The organism is Rhizobium sp. SYY.PMSO (assembly GCF_046840415.1).
In the GTDB taxonomy this organism is placed as follows: Bacteria; Pseudomonadota; Alphaproteobacteria; order Rhizobiales; family Rhizobiaceae; genus Rhizobium.
Window position 1 is genome coordinate 1,088,231 of sequence record NZ_CP177350.1, and the last position, 13,291, is coordinate 1,101,521.

General features: G+C 61.6%; 13 protein-coding genes. 6 read left to right on the forward strand and 7 right to left on the reverse strand.

Features of this window, described 5'->3' with window-relative positions; all coding sequences use genetic code 11:
- Positions 1 to 2 precede the first annotated feature (2 nt).
- From ACJJVH_RS23395 to ACJJVH_RS23405, 3 genes are all read right to left on the reverse strand, one after another.
- Complete coding sequence (locus tag ACJJVH_RS23395; protein WP_112800065.1) at positions 3 to 992, reverse strand: substrate-binding domain-containing protein; 990 nt, start codon at positions 990 to 992, stop codon at positions 3 to 5.
- Positions 993 to 1,220: 228 nt separating this feature from the next.
- Positions 1,221 to 2,633: an ROK family protein gene (locus ACJJVH_RS23400; protein ID WP_412065284.1), complete on the reverse strand. Its 1,413-nt coding sequence runs from the start codon at positions 2,631 to 2,633 to the stop codon at positions 1,221 to 1,223.
- On the reverse strand, positions 2,626 to 3,567 hold the full coding sequence (locus ACJJVH_RS23405; RefSeq protein ID WP_113357580.1) for a tagatose-bisphosphate aldolase: 942 nt from the start codon (positions 3,565 to 3,567) through the stop codon (positions 2,626 to 2,628). Before ACJJVH_RS23405 ends, ACJJVH_RS23400 begins: the two co-directional genes overlap by 8 nt.
- A gap of 226 nt (positions 3,568 to 3,793) precedes the next feature.
- On the opposite strand from ACJJVH_RS23405, the gene ACJJVH_RS23410 reads away from it, so the two are divergent.
- Positions 3,794 to 4,714 (forward strand): sugar-binding transcriptional regulator, encoded by a 921-nt coding sequence (locus ACJJVH_RS23410; protein ID WP_412065285.1) that lies wholly within the window; start codon positions 3,794 to 3,796, stop codon positions 4,712 to 4,714.
- Positions 4,714 to 5,376, forward strand: a complete 663-nt coding sequence (locus tag ACJJVH_RS23415; RefSeq protein ID WP_412065286.1) for an HAD-IA family hydrolase — start codon at positions 4,714 to 4,716, stop codon at positions 5,374 to 5,376. The genes ACJJVH_RS23410 and ACJJVH_RS23415 overlap by 1 nt, the downstream gene beginning before the upstream one ends.
- A gap of 45 nt (positions 5,377 to 5,421) precedes the next feature.
- Here the strand turns inward: ACJJVH_RS23415 and ACJJVH_RS23420 are convergent, their stop codons facing one another.
- Positions 5,422 to 6,663 (reverse strand): NAD(P)/FAD-dependent oxidoreductase, encoded by a 1,242-nt coding sequence (locus ACJJVH_RS23420; RefSeq protein ID WP_412065287.1) that lies wholly within the window; start codon positions 6,661 to 6,663, stop codon positions 5,422 to 5,424.
- A complete protein-coding gene (locus ACJJVH_RS23425; RefSeq protein WP_412065288.1) occupies positions 6,660 to 6,977 on the reverse strand; it encodes a MocE family 2Fe-2S type ferredoxin in 318 nt (105 codons plus the stop codon). Before ACJJVH_RS23425 ends, ACJJVH_RS23420 begins: the two co-directional genes overlap by 4 nt.
- 179 nt (positions 6,978 to 7,156) lie before the next feature.
- Between ACJJVH_RS23425 and ACJJVH_RS23430 the strand changes: the two genes are divergently transcribed.
- Entirely contained in the window at positions 7,157 to 8,194 is a 1,038-nt protein-coding gene (locus tag ACJJVH_RS23430; RefSeq protein WP_412065289.1) for a LacI family DNA-binding transcriptional regulator, read from the forward strand.
- 181 nt (positions 8,195 to 8,375) lie between these two features.
- Here the strand turns inward: ACJJVH_RS23430 and ACJJVH_RS23435 are convergent, their stop codons facing one another.
- Both ACJJVH_RS23435 and ACJJVH_RS23440 read right to left on the reverse strand, forming a co-directional pair.
- Positions 8,376 to 9,410: a sterol desaturase family protein gene (locus tag ACJJVH_RS23435; protein WP_113405630.1), complete on the reverse strand. Its 1,035-nt coding sequence runs from the start codon at positions 9,408 to 9,410 to the stop codon at positions 8,376 to 8,378.
- 195 nt (positions 9,411 to 9,605) lie between these two features.
- Positions 9,606 to 10,535 (reverse strand): sugar ABC transporter substrate-binding protein, encoded by a 930-nt coding sequence (locus tag ACJJVH_RS23440; protein ID WP_412065290.1) that lies wholly within the window; start codon positions 10,533 to 10,535, stop codon positions 9,606 to 9,608.
- Between the two features lie 230 nt (positions 10,536 to 10,765).
- Between ACJJVH_RS23440 and ACJJVH_RS23445 the strand changes: the two genes are divergently transcribed.
- From ACJJVH_RS23445 to ACJJVH_RS23455, 3 genes are all read left to right on the forward strand, one after another.
- The gene (locus tag ACJJVH_RS23445; protein ID WP_113357586.1) at positions 10,766 to 11,599 is read left to right on the forward strand and encodes a sugar phosphate isomerase/epimerase family protein; all 834 of its coding nucleotides are present in this window, start codon (positions 10,766 to 10,768) and stop codon (positions 11,597 to 11,599) included.
- 50 nt (positions 11,600 to 11,649) lie between these two features.
- Positions 11,650 to 12,777: an S-(hydroxymethyl)glutathione dehydrogenase/class III alcohol dehydrogenase gene (locus ACJJVH_RS23450; protein WP_113394397.1), complete on the forward strand. Its 1,128-nt coding sequence runs from the start codon at positions 11,650 to 11,652 to the stop codon at positions 12,775 to 12,777.
- 129 nt (positions 12,778 to 12,906) lie between these two features.
- Positions 12,907 to 13,278 (forward strand): PsiF family protein, encoded by a 372-nt coding sequence (locus tag ACJJVH_RS23455; protein WP_412065291.1) that lies wholly within the window; start codon positions 12,907 to 12,909, stop codon positions 13,276 to 13,278.
- Positions 13,279 to 13,291 lie beyond the last annotated feature (13 nt).

Genomic DNA, 13,291 nt, shown 5'->3' on the forward strand with positions numbered 1-13,291 from the left:
AATTAATCGGAGTAGATGAACTTCGCGATGTTCTTGTCCGCTACGTTCGACTTGTCGATGACGGTAAAGCCTGTGCCGATCGTCGTCGGGATCGAATTGCCGGTCAGGTGGGCATACGCCGCCATCACGCCGAAATAGCCGATTTCCGCCGGGTGCTGCGCAATCGCCAGATCGACGAGGCCGGAATTGATGTTGTCGACGATCGACGTCGGCGCATCGAAGGCGACGACGCGGATCTTGCCCGTCTGACCGGCCTGCTGCACGCCGTTGGCGGCACCGAGGGCGGAAAACAGGTTGGCCCCGAAGACACCGTCCAGATCCGAATTGCGCGCGAAGACGGCTTGCAGCTGCGAGGCAGCCTTGTTGGCGTCGTCATCGTTATATTGCGTTTCAAGAACAGTGATGTTCGGGTATTTCTTCATTTCTTCCTTGAAGCCCTGCTCGCGCTGATCGGTGGTCGATACGCCCGGCTTGACGTTGGAAACGTAGACTTTGCCCTTTTCGCCGACGGCCTTTGCCAGAGCGCGTGCGGCAATCGCGCCGCCGAGCAGGTTGTCGGAGGCGATATAGGCCAGCGGGAAATCGGCATCGCCGCTGCCCGTCTGGTAGACGCCGGTGCCGATGAAGGTATCGACGGTGATGATCGGAATACCGGCATCGTCAGCCTTCTTCAAAGGCTGGATCAGCTGATCCTTGTCGGTCGGCGCAATGAGAATGAAATCCGGCTTCTTGGCGATGACGGCGTCAAGAACCGGCACTTGGGTCACCGGATTGAAATCGGGGCCACCTTGAAATACCAGCTCGGCACCGACCGCCTTGGCAGCCGCCTCGGCACCCTTGCGCATCGTGATGTAGAAAGCATCGGTCGTCAGACCCGGAATAAGGGCAATCGTAAACTTCTTGTCTGCGGCTTTGGTGCTGCCGGCAACTGCCGCAACACCGGTAGCAAGCGATGCCACGGCCGTAGCTTTTAGAAATGAGCGGCGCTCCATAATTTTCCTCCTCTTGAAGCCGAACCTCCCCTGTCCGGCACAGCGATAATCAGTGGGTTATACCGGCGCGTCAAGTAATTTTTTTCTGTAATGAATTTCCGCTACCGGATTGATATACTTCGATAATTCGAACATGCACATAATATCACGATCCGCCGGGGACATGGCGTCGCGCGGCGGCTCGAAATTATTCCCCGTTCATGCCGTCCGCATGGACGGGGACTGGCGTCAGCCTTGGTCGAAGACCTGCGAAAGCCAGGCCATGATGGCATCCATATCCGGCTCCCGTGTCTGATCGACCGTCATCACGGCGCCACACCCCATCGGCTCGGCGCGATCGGCAAGCGCAATCAGTTCCGGGACATATTCGGCACCAGGATGGCCCGGCAACCGATCTTTCAGCCGGCTGGCATACCGTTCGCCGGCGACATGTCCTGGAATTTTGCACCACAATTCCGCAACCTGGGCAAGCTTTGCGGCGCTGATATAACTTTCGAGCTGCGCCTTCGGCTGGAAACCGAACCACGCGTCGATGATGAAAGTCGAACCGGCCGGCGCTTCCGCGACGAAGGACCATATGGCCTGGTAGCTGGCCTTTCCCAAGGTCCGGTTGAACTCGCGATCGACCGGCCCGATATGCTGCAGGAACGGGTTCTTGATGCCGTCGAGAGACAGGATCGGCCATCCGGTTCGCTGGGACAAAGCCTTGGAAAGCCGGCTCTTGCCGGAGGCCGGAACGCCGTTGACCAGGACGACCCGCTTTCCCTGGAGCGGAGTCTCATCGCCGAAAACCGACAGGCCGGCGCCGATCACGCCGGCATCGTCGGCAAGCTTCGCCGGCAGTATGACGGGGCAAAACCAGGGCGCCGCCGCCGGCAGATCGGCAAGGGCACGCGCGGCGTCGCAGCCGAGCCCGCCGCCGAGCAGGATAACCTCGGGATCCATCGTCGCCGCGATGTTGTCGAGCGCCGCACGCAAAGGAACCGCCCACCGGCGCAGGACACGCGCCGCCGCGGCATCTCCTTCGTTCGCCTTGCTGAAAACCTCGCCTATCGTCGCGACCTCCAATCCGGCTTCGGTGATGTGCCGGCGCAGCGCAGTCCCGGAACTGAAGGTTTCGACACAGCCGCGCCTGCCGCAAGGGCAGGGCGGACCGTCCTGCGATACGCAGATATGGCCGAGTTGCCCTGCTGCCCTGTGACCGTGATAAATGCGGCCGGCATGCGCCACGGCGCCGCCGATGCCCGTGCCGATCGTCAGCATGGCGACATTGCGATAACCCTTGGCGCCGCCGATCCGCATCTCGGCGATCAGCGCCATGCTGCAATCATTCTCGATGACAACCGGCTTTCCGAGGCTTGCCTCCAGCCGCCGCACGAAATCGAGGCCCGCGAGGTTGAGAATGCCGCCGGACAGAATTTCGCGATTGGCGACATCGACCCGCCCGGGTATGCCGACGCCGATACCTCTGACCTGAGGTGCGTCGAGCTGGCGCGCCATGGCAATGACGCGCTCCAACACCTGCAAAGGATCGCTCGGTGTGCGCTCCGACAGTTTGGCAAGAATTTTGCCATGATCGGAGACGAGGGCGGCCCGGATATTCGTGCCGCCAATATCGACGCCGATGGCGGTGTCAGCCATTGGCGCGCTGCCCCTGGTCAGCGCCGTGCGAGCCGTGGCCCTTGAAATGCGTCGCGATGACGGCCTGGATTTCCCGGAGCCGCGGCACTGCGATCGCCTCCAGCCGATCCTTCGTCACCGTGCGGTCGAGGGAGATGCAATCTTTCCACAGCGAACGGCCGGCGATAACGCCCGAAGCACCGTTGCGCATGGCATCCTCGACCTGCGCGAGGAAGGTTGCGTGGTCGACGCCGGCCGATAGAACCGCCCACGGCACGTCGCCGGCAAGGCGCGTGACCTCGGCACAGGCTTCCGACGATCCCGGATAGGGGATCTTCAGTACTTTCGCGCCGAGATCCAGGCAGATCCTGCTGCCGCCGACGATCAGCGACGGCAACTTGGCCTTATATTCGGCTTCGTCCTCGTCGTCGAATTTGTAGGTCAGGAATTCGACCACGAGCAGAAGATCCTCATGAGCGAAGTCCTCGATGCATTGCTTCAGGATCGCGATGTTATGGACATTCGCCGCATCGCGATCCGAGCGGAGATAGACCATGATCTTGCCGCCGGTCGCCCCGAGCTGCCGCACGCGGCGCGCGGTGACGCCGGGCACCAGCTTCGAAAGACGATACCCCTCCGGCGAGGTATCCCAGCCGGAAGCGTCGAGGCCGATCAGAAGCGCGGTATCGCGCTGCAGGACGCGATCGTCGACCAGCGCTGGCACGGCGCAGATCGGGTCGACCAGAACGCAGGATGCCTTGCTCGCGAGAAACCGCGCGATATCGGCCTTCGTATCCCCCAGCACCTTGTCGGAAATGGCTGCCTGCTCCGCCGGGTCCTTCGCCAGAAGGCTGCGCATGCCGCCGCGCTGGTCGCAGGCGATGACCATCATGGCGCCGTCGCTGCCGCAAATCTGCTGGTAGCCGCGCATTTCGGCCGTCGTCAATTTCGTCATCTGTTTCTTCCTCCAGCCGTGCGAAACGGCACCACCCAGCCACACCTTCTCGACTCCTCGACGAGGGGATAGCTCCTGAAATTGAGGGCTCTTATCGCCGTATAAACGTTGCGGAACCGGCTGTTTTGAGCGATAACTCCCTCAAGTGCCGCATGTGTAACACATTGCAGAAAGGAATTTCAACCTGAATTCGTCTCAATCGCAGGAGGCTGCGGCAAATCGCGCATTGCTGCATACGGTCGCCAAATTGCACTACCAGTCCGATATGTCGCAGGTCGATATAGCGAAAAAGCTGGGCCTATCGACGGCAACGGTTTCGCGATTGCTGCAGCGTGCGCGGGCGGTCGGGATCGTCCGGATCGAGGTGATCGATCTGTCGCCGGCCGAGGATCTGAGCGCCGCCCTGATCGCCGGCCTGCGTCTGCGCACTGCCGCCGTGATCGACACGCCGTCGTCCAATGTGCTGAGCGCACTTGCCGCACCGGTCGGCTCGCTTCTGCAGCAGGCAGGCCTGCGCTCGGGCTCGACGCTCGGCATCGGTTGGGGACGGGCCGTTCGCGAGGTGACGCTGGCCGGACTGCCGCAATTGCCCGGCATCGTCACCGTCGCACTGAATGGCGGCATGCAACAGGCGGCACCACACTTCCAGATCAATGAATTCGTTCGGCAGGCGGCAGCCCAGATGGGCGGCTCGCCGCATTTCCTGCACGCTCCCTATATTTCCTCGACCGAACTCCGCGACGCGTTTCTCGGAGACGCTACCGTGCAGCAGGTGACCTCGCTCTGGGACAGGCTGGATGCGGCGATCGTCGGCGTGGGCCTGACGCATGCCGCAAATCCGTCGGAGGCCGCACTGCCGGCAGAGAAGGCGCTGAGCCATGCGGCCGGCGACGTGCTGCGCCACTACGTCACCGAAGCGGGCGAGATCCTGCATTGGGACGGAGAGGAGCGTATGATTGCGGCCTCGCCGGAACAATTGCGCAAGGTGCCGCTCTGCATCGCCGTTGCGGCAACGCCGGCCAAGGCAAGCGGCATCATCGGCGCGGCGCGTTCCGGGATGATCAACGCCCTGGTTACCGACGCCAATACGGCACAGGCGATCCTCGACCGTCTCTCCACCAATCAGAAAGCCGAGGATCGCCCCTGATGCTCTTCGACGGCCGCTCCTTCGGCGCCTTCCTGTTCGACATGGATGGAACCGTCCTGAATTCGATTGCTGTTTCGGAGCGGGTTTGGACCGCATGGGCGCAAAGACGCGGCGTCGATGCGGTAGCCCTGCTGGCGACCGTTCACGGCAGAAAGGCGATCGAGACGATCACCCGGCTCGGCCTGGCGGGGATCGACCCTGCCGAGGAAGTCAGGATTCTGACCCAGACCGAAGTCGACGACGTGGCTGGCGTCGGGCCGATCGCTGGGGCCATCGATTTTCTGAAGAACCTGCCGCCGGAACGGTGGGCAATCGTTACCTCCGCTCCGCGCGAGCTGGCCAAGGTCCGCCTCAAGGCGGCGGGCCTGCCGTGGCCTTCGGTTCTGATCACCGGCGAGGACGTGGAAAATGGCAAGCCCGCGCCCGATTGCTTCATGCTGGCTGCCAGTATGTTGTCGCAACCTATTGAAACATGCCTTGTTTTTGAGGATGCACCCGCGGGTATAGAAGCGGCGGAAGCGTCCGGTGCTTCCGTCCTCGTCATCAGTGCGACGCATCGGGCACCCTTATCCACGCGCCACCCCAGCGTCGAGGATTATGATCGTCTTGCTTTGGATACCGATCTCGCCGGCGGCCTTCGTCTGGCAAGAAAACCGGCCTGAGGCGGCATTCCTTTGCGGCTGTGAAGCCCTTTGAAACGCGGCGGCTCAAGCCGCCCTCGGCAGCAGGGATTTCAGGCTCGCATCCGTCGCCAGAGCCTCGATCGGCGGGTTGACGCGCTTCGCGATCAGCATCTCGCTCAGCTTCATGTCCTTTGCGACCCTATTGCCGGGGCCGACGCCGCTTGCCGCGACCAGCCGCCATTCGTCGTCAAGATGAAACAGGATGAAGGCGCCATCGCCCAGTTCCCTCCGGACGACCGTCCGCCCCTCATCGACAAGGCCGGCGATCTGCAAGGTGTGATCGAATTGATCGGACCAGAAATAGGGAACGGCCTGATAGCTGCGGGCCTCGCCCATCAGATTTGCCGCGGCAAGAATGCCTTGGTCCTGCGCATTGCGCCAGGCCTCGAGCCGGAGCCGGCGCCCGCCATAGAGCGGATGCGGAAAGGAGCAGCAATCGCCGGCGGCATGGATGTCCGTCACCGAGGTCTCCAGACGCTCGTTGACTGCAATTCCGTTGTCGATCGCAAGGCCGGCCTGAACGGCAAGCTCCGTGCGTGGCTGTGCACCGATGCCGACGACCAGTACATCCACCGGGATGACATCTCCATCGGAAAGGGTAATGCCGACGCGGCGTTCGTCCGCCTCTATCCCGAGAACCGCCACGCCGCATTTCACCGTAACGCCATTGCGCTGGTGCAGGCCGGTAATCGTTTCGGCGATCGGCGCGGGAACGCCGCGTTTGAGAATACGCTCCTGGGTCTCGATCACCGTCACCTTCGCGCCGCGGAGGCATGCCGATGCCGCCACCTCCAGGCCGATGAAACCGCCGCCGAGGACGCCCACATGCATGCCGGCTCGCATGAACGAGCGGAGCGCAAGCGCGTCGTCGATCGTCCGCAGATAAAGTATCCGGCCGCCGGCCGGCGCGTCCGGCAATCGCCTTGGAGCAGCTCCGGTCGTCAGCAGCAATTTGTCGTAAGGCAGCACCCGGCCATCCGAGAGAGCCAGACGCTTCGCCGACGTATCGATGGCGCTCGCCGATGCGCTGCCGATGTGGCGGATGGCATGCTCGCCCAGCAGGATATCGTTGAGAACGGCGGATGTCCTAGGCTCCGCCGCGTCGAGCAGAACCTGCTTCGACAGAGGAGGACGCTCGTAGGGGAGGTGAACTTCGTCGCCGATAAGGGTGATGGAGTGCCGATAGCCGTTCTCCCTCAGGCTCAACGCGGCGCGCGCCCCGCATTCTCCGGCGCCGACGATGATGATGCCCGTATCGCTGCTCATGCTCCGATTCCGATCATGACACGATCGCCTTCCACTTTGACCGGATAGGTCTTCAGATTGATGCATACCGGCGCGCCCCGCGCTTCACCCGTCTTGTAACTGAAGCGGCCATTGTGCTTCGGACACTCGATGGTGTCGTCCATGACCAATCCGTCGGCCAGATGGATCTTTTCGTGCGTGCAAAGTCCATCCGTCGCGAAATATTCGTCGTCGGGGCTTCGATAGATCGCGAAGGTTCGTCCGGCGTGATCGAACCGAACGACATCTTCCTGATCGACTTCACCGGCGGCGCATGCATCGACCCACATCGTCATTTCTTCCTCCTCATCGCAGCTTTTCAGAAGCCTAGGAACCATTCCCGGCCGTGGAAGCAGATCGGCGTTGCACCTTGATCGCGCTTCGTTTTCCGCCCCCGGGCCGATTTCGAGAATGCGCGAGATAGCCCTTCACATTCCACGCCGATTATGATCATTTTTCCTCAAAGGGGAGCGGCATGAAAAAGACCCGTCTGGTGGATATCGCGGCTGCGGCCGGGGTAGGCCTTGCGACCGTGGAACGCGTGCTCAACGAACGCGGCAGCGTCAGGCCGCAGACGGCGGAAAAAGTGGTGCTGGCGGCCAAGCGGTTGGGCTACAAGGGCCTTATTCCAAGCCTGTATCGCGGCACGATCCGTATCGAGGTGATCCTGGTGCGGCCCGAGTCGCCGTTCTTCAGCAGGCTCAACCGCGCCTTCGAGCGGATCGCCGCCTCGCTGGACAGTTCGATCACGATCCACCGGACCTTTGTCGAAGAGAGCGACCCCGAGAAATTTGCCGCCCATGTCGCCAATAGCGGCATCCGCCGGCACGGCCTGATCGTCATCGCCATCGACCATCCGAAAATCAGGGAGAGCCTGCAAAAGGCTCGCACCGCCGGCGTCGAAGTCGTCCAGATCGTCTCCTACCTCACAGGCAGGGATGATGTGTTCGTGGGAATCGACAATTACGCTGCGGGGCGAACCGCGGGCTTCTACATGTCGCGCATGCTCCGGCACACGACAGGAAGCATCGCCGCCATCTGCCATAGCTGGGCCTATCAGATTCACAGGGAGCGCATTCGCGGCTTTTCCGATTATCTCGCCTCCCATGGCAACCCCGCCCATCGGTTTTCAGAGGTCGTATTCGGGCTGGATGACGATGTGAGATCCGCCGAGATGATGACGCAGGCGCTGCGTCGCTGTCCGGATATTGTCGGCATATACAATGCCGGCGGCGCCAACCTCGGAGTTGGATCGGTGCTCCAGCGCCTGCATCAGCAGCGGGAAAGGGAGTTGGTCTGGATAGCGCATGAACTGAACGATGAGACACGGCGCTTCATCGCATCCGGGCTGGTGACGCTCGTTCTCGATCAGGCGCCTGAAACTCAGGCAAGGCGCGCCCTGGATACGATTCTGTCACGAATGGGGATCATCGACGTGCCTGTCAGCCAGGAGCCGGTGCCGTTTCTGACCTATACCGCGGAAAACATCGGGCTCGCGCCAAGTCACCGATAGGAGACAATGCCGGAGCCCGCGGAAGGAGGGCCGCAGGCTCCGGCAGTTCCCGCCATCAACGGTCGGTTGAACCGGTGGCAGGGGGGAGAGGCAAAATGGCGCATATGGAGCACACGGCGCCTTTGGCAAGCCCTTGAGATCGTTGTGCCGGCTGGGACAGCCTGCCGGCTCTCGCGTCGGGTCAGCCCGGCGTCCCCGAGCGGCGAGCCTGCTTCTCGGCGTATTTCTTCGCACGCTCCATGAAGCGCTTGTTCATGCGGTCCTCGGCTTCTTTCGAACCGTCGTGGAAGGTGCCGAACCATTGGTCGAGCGGGATCACGCCGTCGGCGTAATTGCATTCGAAGAACTTGTGATGAAGGTAGTGGTCATAGGCGTGGGTATCGATCCCGGCCTCTTCGCCGATCACGATCTTGTCGAAACCGGCATGGCCCGGCGCCGGCGCGAGAGCGGCATGCGTCAGATGGAACACGGCATGGACTGGATTGGACGGAACTATCCAGTGGATGAGAACACCTGAGAAATACAGGAGATGCTCGACAGGATGCATGGCAAGGCCGGACCAGGGGCCGGGATTGACGTTGTTGTGATGCAGTTTGTGGACCGCATGATACAGCGGCGGCCAGTGAATCAGGCGATGCACGAGATAAAAGTGCAGATCGCGGAATGCCGGGACAAGCAGCATGACGATCGCGCAATAGACCGGGTGTTCGGCAAAATCGACGTAGGGAATGATACCGTTCGCAAAAGCCCAGAGCGTCAGCACCTCGAAGGCCGTCCAGAAGGGGACGGCACTTGCGAAAGTCCAGATCACATTATCCACCGTCTGATTGCCGAAGAGAAAGGCGGAATTGTTCGTGGACGGCCACTTGCCATTATATTTGAAGCTGGTGCCCTGCTTCTTCTGCATATAGAGGCGCAAGTGAAAAGCGCCGAAGAATAGGAAGACCAGGGCGGCATTGCGGACGAGGAGATAGGCGATCCAGCCCGGCGCCAGCGTCTTCATGGTTTCCATCGAGGGTGTCGCGTAAAGCCACAGCAGCGTTGCGACGGCGGCATAGACGACATTCCAGGGCATGAGATAGCCGGGATAGCCGAAGAACCATTTCAGGAAGGCCACCGGCTTGGCCGGCCAGATGAAAACAGGCGGATATTGCAGAAGCTTGTTGGGTTTCCAGTCTCCGCGCTTGTCGCGCGTGCCGTAAAGCGTGTCGTCCATGATGTGCCTCCCAGTGAATGGAACTATGCGGTCAGTGTCAGCGACGCCGGCTCGAAACGACAGCATTGATTTGATGAAATTTGCTCACGGCGGCGGGACGTTCGCCGGCTCATGATACGAGACGGGAAGGGGAGGCAGCAGCCTCTCCTTCCCGCGCGCCGGCAATCATGCTCCGTGTTGCCGGCACCTCTTGGCTCAGTTAAGGCTCTCGAACTGAACCATGTTCTCTTTCGTCACCAGCTTGAAGGGGATCCAGACCTCCCGGTCGACTTGCTCTCCCTTGATCGCCTTCACCGCCGTATCGACGGCGCCGCGGCCCTGCGCCTTGGCATCCTGAAACACGGTGACTCTGAGGTCGCCGGATTTCATCGCCTGCAGCGCATCCGGCGTCGCATCGATGCCTGCGACGATCGTCTTGTCGGTCGAGCCGCCGGCATTCTTGATCGCGGAGATCGCGCCGAGCGCCATCTCGTCGTTATTGGCGATGACGGCATCGAACGACAGGCCGGAGGTCAGCCAGTTCGAAACGAGATCGGCGCCATCGACGCGGCTCCAGTTGCCGACCTGCTCGCGCACCACCTTGATCCCGCCGCATTCACCCGATTTCAGCACGTCATGCACATCCTGCGTCCTTTGGCGTGCCGCCTGGCTGGTGAGATCGCCGACCATGATGACGACATCGCCCTTGCCGCCCAGCATCCGACAGACCTCCTTCGTCTGCAGCGTGCCCGACTCGGTTTCGTTCGATCCAACGAAAGCCTGCTTCTTTCCGAGCGTCGACAGATCGGTCGGCTGGATATTGACGTAGATCAGCGGAATGCCCGCTTCCTCTGCAATCTTGCTCATGGCCGGCGTGCCGTCCGAATCCACCGGATCGACGACGATGGCCGACACGCCGCCGGCCGCGAAGTTTCGCACCTGGTCCAATTGCTTGTTGACGTCGTTGGCGGCATCCACCACCTGCAGGTCAAGGCCCTTGGTCTTGGCGTAATCCTGCATGCCATTGGCGATCAGGGTTTGGAAATTGGTCGTCAGGAAGCCCATCGAAACGCCGATGCGATCGGCAGCATAGGCTTGTGACGACAGCACGAGCGCGAGCGCGCTTGCACTCAAAAACTTAAGCATGTTCTCCTCCCAGGAAGCAGCGGTCCACCTGACCGCCTGAAGAAGAGTTACCGACGGAGCCGGTCAGCGTCCGGGAGTATTTTGATGAAAAACCATCACGCCGATCCGCCTCGGGCTGCGAATACATCGGCCTTGCAATGAAACGCACGCATGATCAAAACCCATCACCACGCCGACTGGCAAAGGCATCGGATTCATGATCTGAGCAGCCCACAGGTACGGGAGGAACTATGCAAAACCTGCTCATATTCCAGTCGCTCTGGGCCATGGAGCGACGCAGCGCTCGATATCCGGAACTCTCTCTGGAAGACAATATCGAAAAGATCGCGGCCGCCGGCTTCGACGGCATCAGCACCCATTGGTACGATCGCAAGGCCGTCGCCCGTGTCGCGGGCCTGCTCAAGCAGCATGGCCTGCAGGCCGAAGGTCAATGCTTCCCCAGGACCGTGGACGACCTGAAGCCCGTGCTCGAGGTCGCCGCCGAATACAATGTCCACCATATCTGTCTGCAGCCGGACGTGCGGTTGCGGCGGCTGGAGGACTGCATTCCATTGCTGGAAGGCTGGCAACGGCTGGCGGAGGAGGCCGGCGTCGACGTCTGGATCGAGACGCATCGCGACCGGATGACGACGGACCTGTTCTTCACGCTCGATTTGCTCGATCGGCTGCCGGACCTGCGCTTGCTCGGCGATATCTCCCACTTCCTTGTCGGGCGGGAATTCGCCTGGCCGGTATCCGATGAAAATCATGCGCTTATTCAGCGGATACTGGACAGCTCATGGGCCTTTCACGGCCGCGTCGCCTCGCGCGAACAGGTGCAGATCGAGATTTCGTTCCCGCATCACAGGCCCTGGGTCGATCTTTTCCTCGGCTGGTGGGAGTACGGCTTCCGGAGCTGGAGGAAGCGAGCCGACAGGGACGCTACACTCGCCTTTACTTGCGAGCTCGGGCCGAAGCCCTATGCGATCACCGGAAGGGACGGCGAAGATACCACCGACCGATGGCTGGAATCCCTGCTCATGAGGCAGGAAATACGCGATTTGTGGTCGAAGACAGCAAGCTGACAAATCAAACGAGATATTGTCCACATACTATTGATTTTGGAGAGATTTCCATGGACGTTCGCGCCGCTGTTGCCGTACAGGCCGGCAAACCGCTCGAAGTGATGACAGTGCAGCTTGAGGGCCCTCGGGCGGGCGAGGTGCTGATCGAGGTGAAGGCGACGGGCATCTGCCACACCGACGATTTCACGCTGTCGGGCGCCGATCCGGAAGGTCTCTTCCCCGCCATCCTCGGCCATGAGGGCGCCGGCATCGTCGTCGATGTCGGTCCGGGCGTGACCTCGGTGAAGAAGGGCGATCACGTCATTCCGCTTTATACGCCCGAATGCCGCGAGTGCCCCTCGTGTCTGTCGCGCAAGACCAACCTGTGCACGGCGATCCGCTCGACTCAGGGCCAGGGCCTGATGCCGGACGGCACCTCGCGCTTTTCCATCGGCAAGGACAGGATCCATCACTATATGGGCTGCTCGACCTTCGCCAACTTCACGGTGCTGCCGGAGATCGCCGTTGCCAAGGTCAATCCCGACGCCCCCTTCGACAAGATCTGCTACATCGGCTGCGGCGTGACGACGGGCATCGGCGCGGTCGTCAACACCGCCAAGGTGGAGATGGGAGCGACGGCGATCGTCTTCGGTCTCGGCGGCATCGGTCTCAACGTCATCCAGGGCCTGAAGCTTGCCGGCGCCGACATGATCATCGGCGTCGATCTCAACAACGACAAGAAGGCCTGGGGCGAGCGCTTCGGCATGACGCATTTCGTCAATCCGAAGGAGGTCGGCGACGACATCGTGCCCTACCTCGTCAACATGACGAAGCGCGGCGCCGACCAGATCGGCGGGGCGGACTATACGTTCGACTGCACCGGCAACACCAGGGTCATGCGCCAGGCGCTGGAGGCTTCGCATCGCGGCTGGGGCAAGTCCGTGGTCATCGGCGTTGCCGGCGCCGGCCAGGAGATTTCGACGCGGCCGTTCCAGCTGGTGACGGGCCGCTCATGGATGGGCACGGCCTTCGGCGGCGCGCGCGGCCGCACTGACGTTCCCAGGATCGTCGACTGGTACATGGAGGGCAAGATCCAGATCGACCCGATGATCACCCACACCATGCCGCTCGAAGACATCAACAAGGGCTTCGAACTCATGCACTCAGGCGAAAGCATCAGAAGCGTCGTGCTGTACTAAAGACAGCCGGAAATTTATTGGCAGTCAAAGCGACGGAAAATCCTCGAGCCACCGTTCAAGAAGGACGCCGACCTCATACTGAGGCCGGCGGCATGAACATGAATGGCCTTCAGGCAAAAGGATATGCCCATGACCAGCAAGCTGCTAAGTGCGGCCGCCGCCGCTCTCTTCGCCCTGTCTTCGGCAACCGTGGTCTTTGCACAGACGACGGCACCCGCAACGACGACAACGCCCGTGCCGGCAGCGACCCCGTCCGCTTCTGCGCCTTCTTCGACCATGCCGTCGAAGGACGACATCAAGACGGCGCGGCAGGCCTGCCGGCAAGATGCGACGGGGCAGGGCCTGAAGGGGCAAAAGCGCAAGGATTCGGTCACAAGCTGCCTGCAGCAGAAATATCCGGTTCTGGCGAAGCGCAAGACCTGCCACGACCAGGGCGTCGGCAAGGGTCTCGAAAAGAAGGCTTTGCGCGATTTTGTAAAGCAGTGCATGAGCGCGAGCTGATCGCTTGTGCCAT